This is a genomic window from Dyadobacter sp. CY343 (assembly GCF_021390335.1).
Taxonomy (GTDB): Bacteria; Bacteroidota; Bacteroidia; order Cytophagales; family Spirosomataceae; genus Dyadobacter.
The window spans coordinates 1,259,062-1,278,768 of the sequence record NZ_JAJUXK010000004.1; the positions used below are offsets into that span (position 1 = coordinate 1,259,062).

The 19,707-nt window shown below is 46.6% G+C and carries 16 protein-coding genes; 6 read left to right on the top strand and 10 right to left on the bottom strand.

Annotated features, from left to right (window positions below):
* Nucleotides 1–19 precede the first annotated feature (19 nt).
* Together LZG94_RS17370 and LZG94_RS17375 are read left to right on the top strand one after the other, a co-directional pair.
* The gene (locus LZG94_RS17370) at nt 20–1,585 is read left to right on the top strand and encodes a RagB/SusD family nutrient uptake outer membrane protein (RefSeq protein ID WP_409013307.1); all 1,566 of its coding nucleotides are present in this window, start codon (nt 20–22) and stop codon (nt 1,583–1,585) included.
* A gap of 129 nt (nt 1,586–1,714) precedes the next feature.
* A complete protein-coding gene (locus tag LZG94_RS17375; RefSeq protein WP_233793058.1) occupies nt 1,715–3,718 on the top strand; it encodes a T9SS type A sorting domain-containing protein in 2,004 nt (667 codons plus the stop codon).
* A gap of 55 nt (nt 3,719–3,773) precedes the next feature.
* Here the strand turns inward: LZG94_RS17375 and LZG94_RS17380 are convergent, their stop codons facing one another.
* The 9 genes from LZG94_RS17380 to LZG94_RS17420 form a co-directional block, all read right to left on the bottom strand.
* Nucleotides 3,774–4,550, bottom strand: a complete 777-nt coding sequence (locus LZG94_RS17380; RefSeq protein WP_215234793.1) for a TIGR00266 family protein — start codon at nt 4,548–4,550, stop codon at nt 3,774–3,776.
* A gap of 47 nt (nt 4,551–4,597) precedes the next feature.
* On the bottom strand, nt 4,598–4,852 hold the full coding sequence (locus tag LZG94_RS17385; protein WP_215234794.1) for a hypothetical protein: 255 nt from the start codon (nt 4,850–4,852) through the stop codon (nt 4,598–4,600).
* Nucleotides 4,853–4,960: 108 nt separating this feature from the next.
* Nucleotides 4,961–6,511, bottom strand: a complete 1,551-nt coding sequence (gltX, locus tag LZG94_RS17390) for a glutamate--tRNA ligase (RefSeq protein WP_233793059.1) — start codon at nt 6,509–6,511, stop codon at nt 4,961–4,963.
* Between the two features lie 329 nt (nt 6,512–6,840).
* Nucleotides 6,841–7,212, bottom strand: coding sequence for a Rid family detoxifying hydrolase (locus LZG94_RS17395; RefSeq protein ID WP_215234796.1), 372 nt, complete (start codon nt 7,210–7,212; stop codon nt 6,841–6,843).
* 53 nt (nt 7,213–7,265) lie between these two features.
* Nucleotides 7,266–7,784 (bottom strand): acyl-CoA thioesterase, encoded by a 519-nt coding sequence (locus LZG94_RS17400; RefSeq protein WP_233793060.1) that lies wholly within the window; start codon nt 7,782–7,784, stop codon nt 7,266–7,268.
* A gap of 16 nt (nt 7,785–7,800) precedes the next feature.
* A complete protein-coding gene (locus LZG94_RS17405) occupies nt 7,801–8,667 on the bottom strand; it encodes an outer membrane beta-barrel protein (protein WP_233793061.1) in 867 nt (288 codons plus the stop codon).
* A gap of 164 nt (nt 8,668–8,831) precedes the next feature.
* Nucleotides 8,832–9,530, bottom strand: a complete 699-nt coding sequence (locus LZG94_RS17410) for a head GIN domain-containing protein (protein ID WP_233793062.1) — start codon at nt 9,528–9,530, stop codon at nt 8,832–8,834.
* A gap of 64 nt (nt 9,531–9,594) precedes the next feature.
* Nucleotides 9,595–12,123 carry a PspC domain-containing protein gene (locus LZG94_RS17415; protein WP_233793063.1) on the bottom strand — a complete coding sequence of 843 codons (2,529 nt, stop codon included), beginning with the start codon at nt 12,121–12,123 and terminating at the stop codon, nt 9,595–9,597.
* A 29-nt stretch (nt 12,124–12,152) separates the two neighbouring features.
* Nucleotides 12,153–12,527, bottom strand: coding sequence for a PadR family transcriptional regulator (locus LZG94_RS17420; protein ID WP_215234801.1), 375 nt, complete (start codon nt 12,525–12,527; stop codon nt 12,153–12,155).
* A gap of 174 nt (nt 12,528–12,701) precedes the next feature.
* Here LZG94_RS17420 and LZG94_RS17425 point away from each other — a divergent pair, with 174 nt between their 5' ends.
* The 4 genes from LZG94_RS17425 to murA are packed head-to-tail and all read left to right on the top strand — an operon-like array spanning nt 12,702 to nt 18,664.
* Nucleotides 12,702–13,241 (top strand): dihydrofolate reductase, encoded by a 540-nt coding sequence (locus tag LZG94_RS17425; protein ID WP_233793064.1) that lies wholly within the window; start codon nt 12,702–12,704, stop codon nt 13,239–13,241.
* A 21-nt stretch (nt 13,242–13,262) separates the two neighbouring features.
* Nucleotides 13,263–16,532 carry a C25 family cysteine peptidase gene (locus tag LZG94_RS17430; RefSeq protein ID WP_233793065.1) on the top strand — a complete coding sequence of 1,090 codons (3,270 nt, stop codon included), beginning with the start codon at nt 13,263–13,265 and terminating at the stop codon, nt 16,530–16,532.
* Between the two features lie 57 nt (nt 16,533–16,589).
* Nucleotides 16,590–17,315 (top strand): DUF4290 domain-containing protein, encoded by a 726-nt coding sequence (locus LZG94_RS17435; RefSeq protein ID WP_233793066.1) that lies wholly within the window; start codon nt 16,590–16,592, stop codon nt 17,313–17,315.
* A 41-nt stretch (nt 17,316–17,356) separates the two neighbouring features.
* Nucleotides 17,357–18,664: a UDP-N-acetylglucosamine 1-carboxyvinyltransferase gene (gene murA, locus LZG94_RS17440; protein ID WP_233793067.1), complete on the top strand. Its 1,308-nt coding sequence runs from the start codon at nt 17,357–17,359 to the stop codon at nt 18,662–18,664.
* Between the two features lie 114 nt (nt 18,665–18,778).
* Here murA and LZG94_RS17445 read toward each other — a convergent pair whose 3' ends face one another.
* Complete coding sequence (locus LZG94_RS17445; RefSeq protein ID WP_233793068.1) at nt 18,779–19,636, bottom strand: DUF1080 domain-containing protein; 858 nt, start codon at nt 19,634–19,636, stop codon at nt 18,779–18,781.
* Nucleotides 19,637–19,707: the final 71 nt, after the last annotated feature.

Genomic DNA, 19,707 nt, shown 5'->3' on the forward strand with positions numbered 1-19,707 from the left:
ATCAAAAATGAAATTCAGTATGAAACTATATAATAAAAACATTTCCAAGCTCCTGCTTTGCGGGGCAATCCTGCTGGGCCCGACAAGCTGCTCCGACTTCCTGGACGAGCAAGACCCGTCGAACCTTCAACCGGATACATTTTACACCATTCCTGATCACGCAGAAGCGGCTGTTGCGGCTACTTATGCTGAGATGCGTTTCTACGGACAGGGTGCTGGTATTTTCTCTGCTAACTGGCAAATGCTGGAAGCTGTAACGGGTACAGCTACAACAGAAACTGGTCAGAACTCAGATCTGAACAACTTGTATGCATTGATCCACGATGGCAATACAGGTCACATTGCGAACTTCTGGAACGGATTGTACCGCGTGATCGCGAATGCGAACCTGGCTATTGAAAAGATTCCGGGAATCCAGTTCCCTGCTGCTAACGAAGCTCAGAAAACGCGTTTGATCGGTGAAGCGAGGTTCTTGCGTGCCTGGGCATATTTCTATGTGGTAAGACTTTGGGGCGATGCACCTTTGATCACACTGCCTCAGACTGCCAGCTCAGAAGATTTTAATCCTACCAGAACACCTCAGGAGGAAATCTACAACCTGATCGTGGAAGATCTAACTGCTGCCGAAGCTGCCGGATTTGCTGATTTCAATACAAACGGACGTGCTTCTAAAATAGCGGTTAAGTCACTTTTGTCGAAGGTATACCTTACTATGGCAGGGTTCCCATTGAGCAAAGGTGCTTCTCACTACAAGCTGGCTGCGGATAAAGCGCTGGAAGTAATTACTTACTCCAAAGCGAATCCTTCCACCCTGAACCTGTTCCCGACTTACAGAGAACTGCACCAGGAAAACCTGAAAAACAGGCTGGAACACATTTTCCAGATCCAGTATAACACAGTAGTGGAACCTTTCCCGTTGAATGACTATTTCCCGAACTTCAAAGCGGTAACCTATGCAGGTCCTAGCGGAACGGGAAGTACGGTACCTACGCTTTCTTTCTACAATTCTTACGAAAAAGGCGATCTTCGTGCCAAAGATCAGGAGGGTTGGTTCTACACGTCTTACTATGAAAATGGTACAGGTGCTAAATTTGAGCTTGGTCAGCCTTATGTGTTCAAGTATTTCAACATTGCTGCATTGGGTGGCCCTGGTATTACACCAACCAGGCTTAACAACCTGAATGTGAACCTGATCCGTTATGCAGAAGTGCTTTTGATCTATGCAGAAGCGCAGAACGAAGTTGGCGGACCGAATGCAGAAGCTTATGCAGCTCTCAAAGCGATCAGAGACCGTGCGAAACTGACGACTCCTGCAATGGGAACTTTCACCAAAGCAACATTTGCGGAAGCTGTGTGGCGTGAGCGCTGGCACGAATTCGCATACGAAGGAATTACATGGTTTGACATGGTTCGTCTGCGTAAAGTGTTCAACGAAACGACCGGAGGCTTTGATAACTTCGTAGGTCACCGTAACCTGAATGTAAGCGGTGGTGCTCCGTTGCTGGAAAAACATCTATTGTTCCCTATTCCAATTCCGGAATTGAGAAACAACCCTAACCTGACACCTCAGAACCCGGGTTATTAAGTTTAGCATTTCAATACAGGAGCCGGTCCATTTATGGGGCCGGCTCTTTTTGTTTTTAAGTTATATTGGCACGATCAATTTTACGCTAAATTCAAGCGTTATAGGGATTTGGGGGAAGATGTTTATTGTATGAAAAATTGGAAGTTTACTGTCTGGCTTTTATTTCTCTTTGCATTTAATGCTTCCTATGCTCAGTTAAGCATTTTCTCGCCGGTAAATAACCAGGTAATGCAGCGCGACACAGCAGGTTTTGCCAATATCCCGGTTACTGCTTATTCCTATTTTCCTTATTCCAATATTAAAGCAGTACTAACTCCTATTGAAGGTAATTTACATTCAGGGAGGGAAATGAATGCAACGCCCGATCATATCGCGCAGGGATTTGTGAGCTTTACGTTTCAGGCTGAAAGCGGCTGGTACCAGCTCAAATTGATCGGAACAACGGAGGAGGGATTTACAGATTCCACAGTTATTGCGCGTGTCGGCGTGGGAGAGGTATTTATGGTAGCCGGCAATTCCAATGCGATGGGCCTGCCGGGCCTGGGAGCGAAAGATGCTTCCTCTGATGTAATCTCTTTTAATAAAACCAATAAAATACTCAACCGCGAAAACATCACGGTAGCGCCGAACCAGCCTTTGCCCGCACCGACATTTGAGGTATTGCGAAAAGAAAATTTCGTTTTTCCGAACGGTGAAACTTCCTGGTATTGGGGCGAGCTGGGCGACAGGCTCTCTGCCCGGTGGAATTGCCCGGTATTGTTTTTCAACACCGCCTGGGCAGCCGCGAATTCCGAGAATTACCGCGACGCGGCGACGGGAAAAGATGCTTACAATCTGTATGTAGGGAAATTCTGGCCGAATCGCCAGCCTTACAGCAATATCGTGAACACACTCAAATATCTCACTGCTTCAACCGGCGTAAGAGCGGTGCTTTTTTCACATGGAGAGAACGACGCGCAGCTGGGTTTTAACGAAACAAATTATTTCAATCACATCCGCACTTTGATCGCAAACAGCCGCATTAATGCAGGGTACAATGTTTCCTGGGTTCTGGCAAGAAACTCGGTCAGTAACCTGCTTCCAAACCCATATTTACCAGTACTGAATGCTCAAAACAGATTGACTGAAATTGCCGGGTTTAATGCATTCAAAGGGCCCTATCTGGATACAATTCAGATTCCGAGACCAGTGTCGGGACATTTTGAAAGTCTGCCTGGCGGTGTAGCTGGCCTCACGCTCGCTGCCGAAGCCTGGAACCGTAGTCTGGCCGATTCCCTTGTCGAAAAGCTAGCTCCTATTCTTCCGAAATACAGCATTCATACCGGCGTAGTCCCGGCACTCGCATTTCCCGGTGCTGCATTCTCAATTCCGTATACAATCGATGGAAATGCTGTTTCCAACCAGAATATCCAGGCCGAGCTGCTCGACAATGCAGGAAATTTTGTAGATACTTTGGCAACAAATAATGCAAATCCAATACAGATAAGTCTGCCGCGCGAACTGGGAAACGGCTATTACCGCATTCGATTAACCGGTACAAGCCCAACTCTGCCCGGCAGTGTTTCCGATTCTTTTTATGTGGATAACAGCTATTCGCAGGTTGATTTTGTAAACAAACTGTCAGTCCGCCCAACCGGGAACGCTATTTACGTTTCCTGGCTGCTTGCGGTTGATCCGCAGCTCCGGCAGGTGGTATTACAAAAAACCCCGGACGGGATCACTTACAGCGATCTGCAAACTTTTGACGTGTCACCAAATCAATCGCAGGTCTTCGGATATCGCGACATTGATCCGAATTCCGAGGCTAATTTTTACCGCCTGAAACTGTCTTATCAAAACGGGAGCGAAGCGTTTTCGAGGATTATTACTTACTTCCGAAACGGCGGCCCGCCTGATTTCACAATTTTCCCAAACCCTGTAAGTGGAGGTGAATTCTACCTGAAAGCAACTGGCAACAAAGCAGATTACGCATTGTTCGACATGGCCGGCCGCGAGCATCCAATCAACTGTTCAGACCGGGAAGTGATTGGTCTGATCACCATTAAACCAATTCATATGCTGCCCGCAGGAAGCTATATTTTGAAAGTTACTTCTGAACGCGGGGTAGTTTCGAGGAGGGTATTGGTGAAATGAAAAAAGGCAGAGAACCTAATCCCTGCCTTTGTATATGCTTTATAGCTAGCTAACTCTATTCAAATAAATTTCCCAAACCTCCGATCACCGAACCGCTTTCTTTTCTTGCATTCGGTCCTGCTGCGGAAAGTCTTTGGATCAGTTTTGAGATCGGCATCGACTGGATCCAGCATCGGCCGGTTCCTCTGAGCGTAGCAAGAAACATTCCTTCGCCGCCAAATACCATCGATTTCAAGCCGCCCGAACGTTGAATGTCAAAGCTGAGCGACTGCTCAAATGCAACTACGCAGCCGGTATCTACACGCAATGTTTCATTGTTCAGCTGGCGCTCCATTACTACGCCGCCCGCGTGCACGAATGCCATTCCGTCGCCTTTGATCTTTTGCAAAATAAATCCTTCCCCGCCAAATAAGCCCGATCCGAAACGCTGGTTGAAATGGATTTTCATACTTGTACCCATTGCCGCGCACAAAAATCCGTCTTTCTGCACGATCAGCTCATTGCTGTAAATTTTGGAAAGGTCAATCGGCATTACAGTACCCGGGTAAGGCGCTGCGAATGCGACTTTCTTCTTCCCAACTCCGCGGTTAGTAAAATGCGTCATAAACAGCGATTCACCCGTGATCAAGCGCGTACCTGCCTGGAATATCTTGCCCATAATGCTTTGGTTAGCCTCAGAACCGTCGCCCATTTTGGTTTCAAACTGGATACCGTCTTCCATAAAAAGCATGGCGCCGGCTTCCGCGATCACGGTTTCATTCGGGTCAAGCTCAATTTCAACGACCTGGATATCGTCGCCAATGATTTTGTAGTCGATTTCGTGTGAGATCATTTTTCGTAAAGGTTATCTGGTAAATTTCAGTCAAATATTAAAATCCCCTACTCCTCTTCTTCCTCCTCTTCGGAAGTTTTCTTCTTCGTCTTACGCGTTTTTCTTCCCGGAATATCCTCCCGGTCGCGCAGCTTTTTATCATCCACATTCTTGTTCAGGAACTCGTTAATCTTGTCCATGTCAAAGCTTGTGGTAATCTCACCGAAGGAATTGATCTGAATATCAAAACCATCGAGGTCTTTGTGCACCCTCGGTTTTTCCGGGACCGGTTTGGAAGGATCGTTTTGTTTCTTTTTAGCCATTTTGTTTAAAAAGCAACAGATACTCGCGTAATCTGGATTTCAATTTTTACGAAAATAATACCTAATAACCCGCTATCAATACAAATTGATTGTACGGTGATATAACTTCTATGCCAGCCTGATTTGCGCTGACAAACGGTTCAAAGCATCGTCCAGGCGTTTTACAACTTCATTTTTACCTAAGATTTCCATGATGATCATCAGGTCCGGGCCAGCTCCTGCGCCGGTAATAGCCAGGCGCAGTGCCTGCATTACCTTACCCATTTTCACGCCCATCGTTTCCAGCGTTGCAGCGATCAGTTCTTTGATCTCGTGAGCAGTAAATTCTCCCGAATAATCTGCTAATGCATCCCTCAATCCTGAAATCGCCTGTACAGCTTCTTCATTCCATTTTTTCAAAGCAACTTCCTGATCGTACGTTTCAGGAGCTATAAATAAAAAGAGCGACTCGCTCACAATCTCCCGCACAAAATGCACGCGATCTTTCAACAAATGTACGATCTGGGTAAGCTGACTATCCGAAACAGCCAGACCTTTGGCAAGATAGAGCGCTCGTAATTCGGATATGATCGACTCTTCACTCAGTAGTTTGAGATACTGCTGATTGAACCAGTTCGCTTTCTGAATATCAAACCGCGCCCCCGCCTTGTGCACCCTTTCCAGACTGAATAGCCTGATCAGTTCTTCCATACTGAACATTTCCTGCTCGGTACCCGCATTCCAGCCTAACAATGCAAGAAAGTTGGCAGTAGCTTCGGGCAAATAGCCTTCTTCACGGAAACCTTTCGCCTTGTCACCTGTATTAGGATCCGTCCATTCCAGCGGGAATATCGGGAAACCGCCCAAGTCTGCATCGCGTTTCGAAAGCTTTCCGTTTCCGTCGGGTTTCAGCAAAAGAGGTAAATGCGCGAACTGCGGCATTGTGCTTTCCCAGCCCAGGTAACGGTATAATAAAACGTGCAACGGAGCCGAAGGAAGCCATTCTTCTCCCCGGATCACGTGAGTAATGCCCATTAAATGGTCGTCGACGATATTGGCCAAATGGTAAGTCGGCATTCCGTCCGATTTCAGCAATACCTTATCATCAATCTGCGATGAATGCACCACTACCCAGCCACGGATCATGTCATTGAACCTGATCTCCTCCTTTGGACTGATCTTCATGCGGATCACATAAGGATCTCCGCTTTCGATTCTGGTTTTAGTTTCACCAAGAGGCAAAGTCAGCGAATTGGTCATTTCCATGCGGGTAATCGCATTGTATTGTGCCGCTGCTACCTTCGCCGCTTCGAGCCGCTTACGCATTTCGTCCAGCTGTTCGGGGGTATCGAATGCATAATAAGCTTTCCCTTCCAGAACCAGCCTTTCAGCATATTCGCGGTAAATATCTTTTCTTTCAGATTGCTTGTAAGGAGCGTGCGGGCCGCCCTGCTGCGGGCCTTCGTCTATTTCTATTCCCAGCCAAGAAAGCGCCTCCAATATGTAAGCCTCGGCGCCGGGCACAAAGCGGTTCTGATCAGTATCTTCAATACGGAGCAACATCTGCCCTCCCTGCTGCCTGGCAAAAAGATAGTTATACAAAGCAGTTCGCACTCCGCCCGCATGCAGCGGACCAGTAGGGCTAGGGGCAAATCGCACTCGAACGGGTTGATTGTTCATTTATTCAATTCTAAGATTTTTGACTTTATTCTGGGACATTCGTTGTCATTTGTTGTCATTTATGGTCATTTGTTGTTCTTAATGGTTACTAACAATAAATGACTACCCTTGACCATGAATGACATCCATTGTCATTTGTTATCACTTATGGTCTTTGTTATTCTTAATGGTTACTAACAATAAATGACTACCCTAGACCATGAATGACATCCATTGTCATTTGTCATCACTTATGGTCGCTTGTTGTTCTTAATGGTTACTAACAATAAATGACTACCCTTGACCATAAATGACAACAAGTGCCTTACGTTAACTACACGCAACTAACGCTATCCCTCCACCGCAACCACCGAAATTTCCACGTTCACGTCTTTTGGCAATTTGGCTACTTGTATGGTTTCGCGGGCTGGTGGGTTTTGGGTGAAAAAACTGCCGTAGATCTCGTTTACAGCGGCAAAATCATTCATATCTTTCAAGAATATGCTCGCTTTTACTACGTGCTGAAAGCCCATTTTTGCAGCGCCCAGAATGTGCCCGATGTTTTGCATTACTACACCGGTTTCTGCCTTGATATCGCCGGATTGCGCCAGTTCAGCAGCAATTTGTCCAGAAACATACAGGGTACCATTCACTTTTACAGCCTGGCTGTACGGACCGATCGGAGCCGGTGCTTTATCTGAGAATATAATTTCTTTTGCCATAAGTAATAAAGAGTTGATGCTGCGAAATTACCAAATAATGGCACGCAACAGCTTTAACTAACCTGAAAAAGCGCTTTAAGCTCGGTCGCATCGGCGGCGTTGAGCCTGCCGGCCAGTACCAGACGGAGCTGGCGGCGGCGGAGTGCGCTCAGGTGCAAGTCTTTTTCCTCGTCAGTTTCCGGTTCCAGCGCCGGTACTTCAATAGGCCGGCCGTTCTGGTCCACAGCCACGAAAGTATAAAAGGCGCGATTCGTACTGACGCGCTCACCAGCGGGAATATCCTCAGCCCACACTTCCAGAAACACTTCCATCGACGAACTGAATGCCCGGGTGACTTTCGCGCGCATGGTCACGATATTGCCCAGCCGGATCGGCTCGGTGAAGGAAACGTTATCAACAGAAGCAGTCACTACAATGCGATTTGAATGCTTCTGAGCCGAAATTGCCGCACAGATATCCATCCAATGCAGCAGTCTCCCGCCCATCAGATTGTTTAAAGTATTGGTATCGTTGGGAAGGACCATTTCGGTCATGGTCACTTCCGATTGGTGCGGGTGCTTTGGTTCCAACATGTTGTTTTGGATAAATCTAAAATTTGGGACAGCGCGTCTTCTTCCGCTCCTTCGCCTCCGTGCGGTTTCCGATCAAATAGGCGGCGCGCACTTGTAAAAACAAATAGCTGTCCTTGCTTTTGGCACTTCCCCGGCTGAATCCCGGCTGCCGCGCCGGCTCCCCTATTTCCGGGGCCCGGTCAGAAAGTCGGCGCGCGAGGTCGCTCGACAGCTGATCAGGATTAGGATATACGGTGCTCACATCGTCCAGGTAATCTGAATTCATAAAGTTATTGCAGAGCTCCACCCCCAGGCTTAACCGATCAGTAGTTTTGAAAGATACGCCGATTCCTGCGGTAAAAACGAGCGGGAGCCTGTTATACTTAACACCCTCGGTCGTCAATGGGGCCAGCTTGTGCCAGACTCCGTCGATTTCCGCTTTTGGATTCAATAAAGTAAAACCAATTCCGCCGATCAGATAAGGATTAACAGGAGCCCGGCGATTGAAAGAGAACAGGTCTGCTTTGATACCCAGATTGATATCCGGATTGAATGTTTTAAAAGAGAGGTTATTCTGGAAATTTTTTGAATACTGCTGATCTGCGGAAACCTTGTAAAATCGTAGCTCCCCGCGTGCGCTGAAATGCTCTGTGAGCCGGTATAATGCGCCCACCGAAATCGATGGACCGAGTCCCAGATGCTTCATATTGACACCATCCTGCAAGTCGCCCATGTAATAGGCAACGCCCGCTCCTGCCGTAATGCTTAGATTCCCAAATGGGTTTACATATCGGTTCCCGAACTTCGACCTGCCCTGCGCATTCGCGTCGATGCAGGGATTAGATAAGATCAGGAAAAGTGCGGCTGCAATAATGTGGGCCAGTTTAATAGCGTTGCTTCTCATCCCCGAGGTAAATTGGTAATATCTCAACAAAGCTTTATTCCACCGATTTATAATAGTGCCAAATATATTACTCTTGCCTAAATAAGTTGACTTGTCGGTTGGGGGCACAACAAAAAAGCCGGACAGTGCCGGCTCCTTCCTTTTATCATGGTGAATTGAAAATCCTAGTTGCCCCGCTTCACGGAACTTGCGCCCGATGTGCTGGAATGAATGTCTTTCGCACCGCCGGAGTAGCGCACGCTGCTGGCGCCGGAAGCTTCTGCATGTACTGCATTGCTCGCGTAAACAGCCGCACTGCTTGCGCCCGATGCGTCTATATTAACCTCTTTGGTTTGAAAATCACTTCCTTTAAAAGAAGAGGCTCCTGAAACTTCTCCGTCCAGCGTATCGCAGCTTCCGTTCAGTACCAGCGAAGACGCGCCCGATAGTTCCATTGTTACCTTCGTCGCTTTCAGGTCCATATTCACTTTTGATGCGCCGCTCACTTCAATTTCCATGGTTTTTACACCTGAGAAACCAGCAACATTCGCGGTACTTGCGCCAGAGAAGTCGATCCCTTGCAGGTTCGGCATTGTAATGCTTACCTTCACAGTTTTGCGGTTTTTGGACCAGCCATTTCCCCTGTAATACAGTTTCAGTTCACCTCCCGAAACGCGCGCTTCCAGGTCATTCAGATCTTCGCTGCGGCCGGTTGCTGTTACATCAAAAGTACTTCCCTGCTTCACCTCCACTTTAAATGCGCTGCCCATCGACAGCCTGTTGAAATTCGATACAGAGAACTTTTTGGATTCCTGTGCCTGGGCCGAAATTGTCATAGCGACCAGCAGGACGGCGGCGATATGGAAAATGAATGCCTTTTTCATAAGTTCAAATTAATTGGTTTGCCAAAAGATGATTGCTTTTTACTTAAAGTTGCACGCGTATCATTTACTGCTCAACATTAATTTTACTAGCCCCGCTTGCACGACGTTCCAGGTTAGGGATCCGCCCCAGGTCGACTTTCGAAGCGCCCGAAGCGTCAACATCGGCAGTCTGAATCGCCATCTCTGTGGCAGTTACCTTGCAGGCGCCGTGGGCGTCAAGCGAGGCGGTCTTGGCTGAACCTCTCAATGTAACTTTTGAAGCACCGCTCACTCCTACTGTCAGCTGGTCGGCTTCCACATTCACCTCCGATTTTGACGCACCGGAAATATCAACAGTCAATTTAGGCAAGCCTTTGAAACCGGATACCAGCGTTTTATTCGCTCCCGACAAATTCACAGCTTCAATGGTCGGCATCGTGATCACCAACCCTATTCTTTTCCAGTCGTTGCTGAAAAGGTTGAATTCTGCGGTACGCTTTACTTTTAATGTATTGCCTTCTACAAAAATTTTCAGATCATCGATATCACCCTGGTCTTGCGCATCGGCGGTTACATTGAACTCTGCACCCTGGCGTACCACGATAGCATATGCTCCCCCGATATCGATTTTGTTAAAATCACTAACCGGAAACTGTTTTATATAAGTACCTCTTTCTCCCAGTTCAAGATCAGTGCTGTAATCGTTTTCAAAAGAATAGTCAGCGTCTTCATTATTATCTTCTTCGCTTTTGAGGAATTTGGCGGGCATATTGGTACAGATCATGCCGGAATCGCGGCGCATTTCCCAGATCAGGTTATCCCATTTCACCTCATTGTTATTTAGCTCATACCGTTCCATGATTTGCATTCCCGGCTCCCATTGATTTAAAGAATAGTAAAAATCGTGGGTCATGATGAAAGGCTTATTATAAGGCAGATTCAGCGTCAGGTCGATTCGCTGGTCACGGAAGCGGCCGTTATTTGCGAGAGTTGGTCCTTCGGTAAAAAGAAATACAGAATCTTTAATTTCCACATTGTAAACCAGCATTTCTGCATTGTGCTCCGCATCTTCGCGTGTTCTGCCCCGGGCGTGCAGCGTTTTTATGATCTCAATACTATCTGTCGCATTCAATCCTGCCAGCCTTACATCTACGTCTACGTTTTCTTCGTCGTGCGTGTAATTATAATCGAGGGTTATTGTACCCGCAGGTATCGGGTAAAAAGCAGACTGTACCACCTCGCCACGTTTTGCGAAATTGCGCTGGTAAGAAACGCCACCGATCGTGCTGCCGATGATCCCTACGATCCACAGTCCAAGCATAGTAAGCCAAACGGTTCCGGTCACGATCTTTTTGTTCGACAGCAAAGTCAGCCCAAGTATCAGAAAAGTTACCAGCGGAATAGCAGCTACCAGGATCCCGGACAAGATCAATATTTCAGGTAACTCTTTGAATATCAGAAAAGGAATCGGCAGATCGTCAAAATGTTCGATATTAGTAAGTCCCAGCGCCACGCCGCCTCCTATCACCAATGTCAGCAAACCCATTACGGACATGGCGATCAGCAATGCGCCGATCAGGATCCGGATAATCGGACCTAAGCCCTTTAATAACTTCCCCAAAGCTGTGATCACCAAAGCGATAGCGCGGAAAGGAAACAGTAGGACTTTTGTCAGAATATGCTCCTCACCGGTTTTTTCATCAAAATTCAAACCCTGTTTGATATTCGACTCGATATTGGAAAGCGTAATAGGCTCGCCCTGCATTTCCATTTTTTCAGTCAGCGTATTGGCTACCGGAGAAATTACCCACAGTACGATATAGATGATGATCCCGGTACCGAAGAACAGAATGGAAAGCACCCAGAGAAATCTTACAACACCTAAATCGACCCCAAAATAAGAAGCTACCCCGGCAGCTACCCCACCAACTACTTTTCTGTCCGGATCACGAAAGAATTTCTTGATCTTGGTATCCTCTTCCAATGTCGAATTTCCGGGGAAAGCGACCCACATTGCAATATAAACCAGCACCATAAAGCCCGAAAACGGCCCGAATTCATCTTCCATATTCAGGTTCATCATCCCCGAACCGGCCGGCAGACCAACTACCGCGAACAGAAATGCAAGTCTGACCCAGATCGGATCAACGGTGAAATAATGCGCCAGACCAGCTGCAACCCCGCCGAGCAATTTGCGGCGAAGGTCCCGGTAAAGCTTTTTAGGGCCGGCCGGTTTTTCAGGTTCTGTTTTAGGAGGAACAAATGGAGGCACCTCCACTTTCGGGATATTTGTCTGCGTCGCCGTAGCTGTTTCAAGCGGATCGGCCAGAATATCTTCTGCCTGCTCGATGGCCTCAAAATCGGCGACCGTTCCCATTGCGGCGATCAGCTCCTCTACATCCGTAAGCGAGATAACCTGCTTATTTTCAGTTTTTTGTTTATTGGTAAACCTCTCGGCGATACGGCCTTCGATATCCGAAACGATTTCTTTACTGTCCGCAAACGAAGAGAAATATTTTTGGATGGAAGCCAGGTAGCTCTTCAATTTCTCGTACCCGTCTTCCTCTATATGGAAAATGATACCACCTATATTTATGCTGATTGTCTTTTTCATGATTGAAATAATCGAATGTCTCTAAATGGTCAGTTAGGGTCAGGAAGATTGCCGGGATCTGCTTTACTCAGATCTTCTGTTCTCTTGATCACGGTTTGCACCGATGCGGCCAGTTCGAACCACGTGGCTTGCATAGCTTCCAGAAATACCTTCCCCTCATCCGTCAACACGTAATATTTCCTTGGTGGGCCTGAGGAAGATTCCACCCATTTGTAGTCCAGCCAGCCTGAGTTTTTCAATCGGGTTAAAAGAGGGTATAGTGTGCCTTCAACCACCATGATGTGAGCAGACGTTAGTTCATCCAGCATATCGGAGGCATACACTTCGCCCCGCGATATGATGTGCAGAATGCAGAATTCCAAAATTCCCTTCCGCATCTGCACTTGGGCATTTTCAATATTCATGAGGTTTCATGTGTTAATTAAATGAATAAGTTCATGGCTAATAGATTAGAATATCTGTTTCTAACAGAACAAAGGTATACACAGGTACTTTGCGATGCAAGGTACCATGTTAAAAAGATTGGCTGACTGTGAGGAATGGTTATTTTATTTGATAACCGGTAAAAAAACATGATCATGGAAAACAAACCCACCTCAGCAAACGAAAGCAATCGGCAGCCGCAACTGTATATCATTGCTGCAATGAGTGAAAACCGGGTGATCGGTAATCAAAACCACCTGCCCTGGCATTTGCCTGACGAGTGGAAAAATTTCAAAAAGATTACCGACGGAAAGCCCTTTTTAATGGGCAGAACGAGTTTTGAAGCGCCGGATGCATTGCATTCTTCCTATCGGAACGTGGTGCTTTCTTCCAGAGCGGCGAGTGAGGAAAAGTCGGATGTTGCGTATGTCAAAGATATTCCTGGTGCATTGGCGTTACTTTCTGGCGAAACGGAAGTATTTGTATTGGGAGGAGCTGCTGTTTTTGAGCAGATGCTCCCGCTTGTCCAGAAGCTATATCTGACGATTGTTCACGCTGAGTTGGAAGGAGATGCTTATTTTCCGGTAATCAATCAAAACGAATGGGAGCTAGTCACGTCCGACTATCACGGGATCGACGATAAACATAAGTACTCCTTTTCGATGAATGTATACGAACGGAAAATGGCTGACTAACAGCTCGTTTTCCGTAATTCAATGCATAAATGCGTACACACTATCCTGCTGTTATTGTGCTCCTGTTTCCCGCTGCAAGCGCAGCGACTGTTTGGAAATGAATGGATTAACTATCAGCAACAGTATTTCAGGATCCCGATCGCAGTAACGGGATTTTACCAGATCACCGCACAGCAGATGCAAAGCGCCGGACTTCCGGTGCAGGATATTCCGGCAAATGCGTATCAGGTTTTCCGGGATGGAAAAGAAATAGCGATTGAAGTTTCAGGTCCGGAAACTGCCCCACTGGTTGAAAATGGCTATATCCGCTTTTTCGGACAGAAGAACGATGGTAAGCGGGATACTTCGCTTTATATATCGTCGGAGGCAATGCCGCACAGCTATTATAGCCTCTATTCGGACACTACTACTTACTTTTTAACCTGGAAAACGGACGGAACTGCGGGTAGCAGAATTGCAAAATCACAGGCCAGGATTACAAGCGATACTATTGCATTTCACCGTGCAGAAACGCTCCAACTATATCATTCTCACTACTTACCGGGTCGGTTTTATCCGGAAGGAACTCATTTTGATGGTACTGCATTATCAGACTACGATTTCGGCGAAGGCTGGACGGGACCGGAGATCAAAGAGCACGTAACGCACAAGATTTCAGTCTCTGTTGAGAATCTAACAAATGATCCCGAAATCGAGCTGGAAATAATGCTGGCTGGCTGGACAAGCGGGCAGCATTTGTTCAAAATTTATCTAAACCAAAACAATAAACAGCCAAAGAAACTATCGGACGTAAAATTTGAAAATTACAGTCCGCACAAAGTGAATTCGTCGATAGCGCGATCGGATCTGGATCAGGACAAAACGCTCAGGATCTCGATCGTGCCGGTGGGTGCAGGCGGTCACATTTCTGTTTCTTATGTAAAGCTCAATTACCTGCAAAATAGCCGCTTGGAAGCCGGAGAAGACCAAAGGCTATTTTATGTTAATACAAAAAAAAGAAGCTGGAAATGCGCCGGAGCTGAGCATGCTACGTTTTACGATTGGACGAATCCTGACCAGATCAAACAGCTCTTTACTCAAAATGACCTGATCGAGGTTAATGTGGCAAGCAATGTGATTGGTGTCAGGAAATACTTTTCTGCTCCGATCATTTCAAGAGTTGATTTTCAAAATATCGACTTGAATAACGCGGATTACCTGATCATTACCCACCTATTAATGCGCATTCCTGTTCAAGGTAAGGATCCTGTAAATGCATATGCCGAATACCGGGCTTCTACAAAAGGCGGTGGTTTCAAGCCTGCGATCCTGCATATAAATAGCGTTTTCGATCAATTCAATTATGGTCAGCGCGGACCGCAGGGTATCAAAAATCTCATCGCGTGGCTTCGTTTGAAAGGTAAGTTGAAGTTTGTGCTGTTAATAGGTAAATCCATTGACCCGCAAAAAGCCCGGAAGCTTGGTAATGCGGCTCAGATTGATATGGTCCCAAATGCAGGCTGGCCCGGCTCTGATGTGGCGCTCGCAATGAATGCAAAATCCTCCTTTCCAGGCTTAACAGTCCCTGTTGGCAGAATCAGCGCCGTGCATTCGCGGCAGGTTTGGGATTATTTGCACAAGGTAAAGTCGCTCGAAGCGCAGCCTGTTTCCGCTGAATGGAGAAAAAATATCATTCATTTGAGCGGAGGCCGGTCGCGGCAGGAGTTGACTGTTTTCAAGGATTATGTCAAAGGTTTTGAACAGAAACTGGCAGGCTCCACGCTCGGCGCGAAGGTTCAGACTATCTCTAAGGAATCCGATGATCCGGTGGAGCATATTCCACTCTACAAGTCAGTGAACGAGGGTGCGGCGCTGGTCACGCTTTTCGGACATTCGGCGCCTGATGTGACGGATATTGATATTGGCTATGCGAGTGACGACAAGAACAATTACAACAATCACCCAACTTATCCGGCGGTGATCATCAATGGTTGCGCGGCGGGAAGTATCTTTTATTCGGACAAAACACTCAGTAGCGACTGGCTATTCTCGCGGGGTAAGGGAGCTGTGCTTTTCCTAGCGCATACTTTCAACGGAGTATCCTCGGCTTTGAAAAAGTATACGGACATTTTTTACGAAGTGCTGGCTGATTCCGCGTTTACGAGTCTGCCATTTGGCGCAATTCAACAAGAAGCGATTAAGCGAAATATGGATCGTGCGCCGGATATTTATAATAGTACTACCATACAGCAAATGACGCTGCACGGCGACCCGGCGATCCGCATATTTCCCGCCCGGCTGCCTGATTATGCACTGGATTCTTCTTCTGTAACAATTACCCGCCCGGCAAAAGCAGCGGACAGCTTGCTTGTAAATGTCGTAATTAAAAATAATGGCAGACATTTAAATCAGCCAAACACATTATCTATCAGAAGGTTAAATAGTGAGAATAAGTTGATTTACAACCGCACTATCAACTTTGCCGCAGTGGCTATTGCTGATACTTTTCAATGCTACCTTCCAGCCAAACCTTCCTTTTCAGAGCAAGATCTGTTTGAATTTACTGTTGACGAAGATAGTCTGGCTTCGGAGGAAAATGAGTCTAATAATCGGCTGATTATTCAATACAGCAAAATTGCAAATACCTCTTTCCCAGATCAGGTCCCGCCCCTGCTGATCGTACATATTGCCGGTCGCCAGCTCACTGCCGGTGAAGTAATTAATCCGGGGGCTTTGGTGAAAATCCAGCTTTTTGATGCCGATGCAGGAAATATGCGCACAGATACTGCCGGATTTGTCATCTGGCTCAAACCCGTTTGCCCTGGGTGCGTTGAGCGCCGGTTATTCCTGAAAACCGCCCGGTTGTACAATGAAGGGAACTCCCACTTTTACCTCGAAATGAATTTGCCGGAAGATTTAATACCCGGAAAATATATGCTGACAGTCCGCGCGCGGGATGAGCAGGGCATTTATGCGCCTGACTACCAGATTTATTTTTCAATTAGCAACCAAACCCGCATTAATTCTTTTGCAGTATTTCCAAACCCTTCTTTCCACGCATTCAGTTTTCGTATAGTAGTGGAAGGTGCAGCTGCCCCTGCACATTTGGAACTTACCGTATCTGACGTCGCGGGCAAAACAGTGCATTCCATTCTTTCAAAGCCGCATGTGGGACTGAACGAACTAATTTGGCTGCCGGAAAAGCTGCCCGCCGGAATCTACATTTACAAAATTTCTTTATCCGGGCCGCCACTTCCATTTTCGCCGGAGGCAGCTGGCTGGGAGAGTGGACGATTATTATGGTTTCCATAAAGATTTCTTTCGCCAAAAACTTCTTATTTTTGTCCTTTACATAAATGATTCATTGTCTTGAAAGAATACGGTAGTAACGTACAAAAGCTTGCCGACCACATCGTTAAGATGGAGGATAAGGCAAAACGCAATCTATACGCGCACATCCTGATCGAATTAATGCGGCAGATACACCCGAACATGCGGGATAATCAGGATTACACCAACAAGTTGTGGGACGATCTGTACATTATTTCCGGTTTTGAACTTGACGTAGACAGCCCATTTCCGCCACCTTCCGCAGAAGCGCTTGGCAAAAAGCCGCTCAAAGTGGGCTATAATCAGCAAAACCTCACGTACCGTCACTACGGAAAAAATATAGAACTGCTGCTTGAAAAAGCCATTCAAACTGAAAACAAAGAAGATAAGCTGGCATTCGTCTCGTATATTTTCAGACTAATGCGCTCATTTTTTAACGCATGGAATAAAGATAATCCCGAAGACAGTGTATTGCTGGGCCAACTCGAACAGCTGAGCAAAGGTTCGCTGGTGGAGGAAATTGAATATATCAGGCAAAATGGTCCGGTGGATGCCGCACCAAAAGACCGCAATAACAATGGAGGCGGCCAGGAAAGAAATCGCGGCAATCATCAGGGCGGCAGCTTTAAAGCACAAGCCAACCACAATCCTGAGAGACAGGGAGGTAACAACCAGGGCAATAACCCAAATCGTAACCGACCAAGTAAATTCTCCGGCCGCAACGGTAACAACAACCGTAATAACCGCAAGAAATCCGGAATCTGATTTCCGGATTATTATGTATTCTTCAACTGCCAATACCAATCATGGCTTCATTTAAAATAACCGGAGACAGACGTCTCAAGGGAGAGATTGTACCTCAGGGCGCCAAGAACGAAGCGCTTCAAATAATTTGTGCCGTACTGCTCACCAAAGAACCTGTTACTATTCATAACATCCCGAATATCCGGGACGTAAATCAGCTGATCAACCTACTGGGCGACCTGGGCGTAAAATGTACACGGCTGAGCGAAAGCTCGATCCGGTTTGAGGCGGATGATATCAATCTCGACTATCTGGAATCAGATTCATTTCGCCAGAAAGCTGCCGCACTTCGCGGCTCGGTGATGCTCCTGGGCCCAATGCTCGCACGTTTCAGGAAAGGTCGTATTCCACGTCCGGGTGGGGATAAAATTGGCCGCAGAAGGTTGGATACTCACTTTTTAGGGTTTGAAAAGCTGGGCGCGCAATTCAGCTACGATGAAGAAGACGGCGGATTTTATAAAGTCGATGCGGCTAATTTGAAAGGTACTTATATGCTTTTGGATGAAGCGTCTGTAACCGGAACTGCCAACGTACTAATGGCCGCAGTAATGGCGGAAGGTACCACTACGATCTACAATGCGGCCTGTGAACCCTATTTGCAGCAACTTTGTAAAATGCTGAACAGAATGGGCGCGAAAATTTCGGGTATCGCCTCGAATTTACTGGTCGTGGAAGGAGTGACCGAACTGAAAGGAACGGAACATACCATGCTGCCGGATATGATCGAAATTGGCAGTTTTATCGGTTTGGCTGCGATGACGAAATCGGAGATCGCTATTAAAAATTGCCAGATCCCTCAATTGGGCATTATCCCCGACGTTTTTCAGCGTTTGGGTATTCAAATGGAGTTTCGCGGCGATGATATTTTTATTCCTGCACAGGAAAATTACCGTATAGAAAATTACCTCGACGGATCCACATTATCCGTCGCTGACGCTCCCTGGCCAGGTTTTACACCCGATTTGCTGAGTATTATATTGGTAACCGCCACGCAAGCGCAGGGAACGGTATTGATTCACCAGAAAATGTTCGAAAGCCGCCTATTCTTTGTGGATAAACTCATTGAAATGGGCGCTCAGATCATTCTTTGCGACCCGCACAGAGCCACTGTGATCGGCCACAATCGTGAAACGCAATTAAGAGGAATCAGAATGACTTCACCGGATATTCGCGCCGGAGTAGCATTGTTGATCGCTGCGATGTCGGCAAAAGGTATAAGTATTATTGACAACATCGAGCAGATCGACCGCGGATATCAACATATCGATACAAGGCTGAACGCGATCGGCGCTGAAATTGTGAGGTTGTAGTTAGGTGTTAGCAGTTAGCTTTTAGCTTTTAGCTAACTGCTAACTGCTAACTGCTAACTGCTAACTGCTAACTGCTAAAAGCTAACTACTAAAAGCCACCAGCCAAAAAGCTACCTACTTCTTCTTCCCATAACTACACTTCCCATTTTCCGCCTTCACATAATACGATTTGTAATTGGTCGCTTTCGGGTCCATGCAACCGGCGAGTTCCAGCACTTCTACTTTTCTGAATTCTACCGGGTGACTCTCACTTTGAAGCGATATGGAACCGTGGTCGAGCAATTTGCCTTCAATCATTAGCGAAGGATCATTTCCACTCACATTTCCTCCTCCCAGCTGCGGCTTGTTATATTCCAGCACTTTTTCGCCATTGATGAAATGCTGAATCAATGAATCGCCCAGAACGAGTACCTCGGCTTTTACCCACTGATCACCATTGTAGGTTTTTGATGTAGAATTGATGCAATGCTGCGTGATCAGCTTTCCGTTCATTACTACATTGGTTCCCGGCGTACACAAGTTACAGGTAGTACGCACTTTGTCGTTTCCACCGAGTAATTGAACTTCTATTGACGCTGGAAAATCTTGATCTTTTCCCATAGTAGCCGCGGGCTGTCCGTGTACCATTATCCCGCTATTGCGCCACGCCCAACCTTCGCCTTTTGGCGCCTGCCCGCCCACAAAACGATATTCCACTGCTATCCGGTAATAGGAAAAATCGCCTTTGTAAAAGATGTGACCATATTTTTGTTTGAAATCGTCGTATTGATCATAGCGTACCACCATTTTCCCGTCCTCAACGCGGAAAGTGTTTTTGTAGTTATCATTTAAATCATAACCCCGAATTTTAATATCCCATCCATCGAGATTCTTTCCGTTAAAAAGTTGCTTCCATTCTTCTTTATCCGCCGGCTTTTGTGCGGATACCGAGAGCCAGAGCAGGCTGAAAAGCATTGTCAATTGTAATTTCATGTTGGGTATACAGGTTTATAATTAATGTATTGGCCGGATTTTTTAGCATAGATTTCCGGTGGCTTTGCCGG

Excerpts from the sequence above, each read along its gene's own strand:
- LZG94_RS17370 (WP_409013307.1), top strand. The coding sequence starts at position 20 with ATGAAACTATATAATAAAAACATTTCCAAGCTCCTGCTTTGCGGGGCA.
- LZG94_RS17375 (WP_233793058.1), top strand. The coding sequence starts at position 1,715 with ATGAAAAATTGGAAGTTTACTGTCTGGCTTTTATTTCTCTTTGCATTT.
- LZG94_RS17380 (WP_215234793.1), bottom strand. The coding sequence starts at position 4,550 with ATGATCTCACACGAAATCGACTACAAAATCATTGGCGACGATATCCAG.
- LZG94_RS17385 (WP_215234794.1), bottom strand. The coding sequence starts at position 4,852 with ATGGCTAAAAAGAAACAAAACGATCCTTCCAAACCGGTCCCGGAAAAA.
- gltX (WP_233793059.1), bottom strand. The coding sequence starts at position 6,511 with ATGAACAATCAACCCGTTCGAGTGCGATTTGCCCCTAGCCCTACTGGT.
- LZG94_RS17395 (WP_215234796.1), bottom strand. The coding sequence starts at position 7,212 with ATGGCAAAAGAAATTATATTCTCAGATAAAGCACCGGCTCCGATCGGT.
- LZG94_RS17400 (WP_233793060.1), bottom strand. The coding sequence starts at position 7,784 with ATGTTGGAACCAAAGCACCCGCACCAATCGGAAGTGACCATGACCGAA.
- LZG94_RS17405 (WP_233793061.1), bottom strand. The coding sequence starts at position 8,667 with ATGAGAAGCAACGCTATTAAACTGGCCCACATTATTGCAGCCGCACTT.
- LZG94_RS17410 (WP_233793062.1), bottom strand. The coding sequence starts at position 9,530 with ATGAAAAAGGCATTCATTTTCCATATCGCCGCCGTCCTGCTGGTCGCT.
- LZG94_RS17415 (WP_233793063.1), bottom strand. The coding sequence starts at position 12,123 with ATGAAAAAGACAATCAGCATAAATATAGGTGGTATCATTTTCCATATA.
- LZG94_RS17420 (WP_215234801.1), bottom strand. The coding sequence starts at position 12,527 with ATGAATATTGAAAATGCCCAAGTGCAGATGCGGAAGGGAATTTTGGAA.
- LZG94_RS17425 (WP_233793064.1), top strand. The coding sequence starts at position 12,702 with ATGGAAAACAAACCCACCTCAGCAAACGAAAGCAATCGGCAGCCGCAA.
- LZG94_RS17430 (WP_233793065.1), top strand. The coding sequence starts at position 13,263 with ATGCATAAATGCGTACACACTATCCTGCTGTTATTGTGCTCCTGTTTC.
- murA (WP_233793067.1), top strand. The coding sequence starts at position 17,357 with ATGGCTTCATTTAAAATAACCGGAGACAGACGTCTCAAGGGAGAGATT.
- LZG94_RS17445 (WP_233793068.1), bottom strand. The coding sequence starts at position 19,636 with ATGAAATTACAATTGACAATGCTTTTCAGCCTGCTCTGGCTCTCGGTA.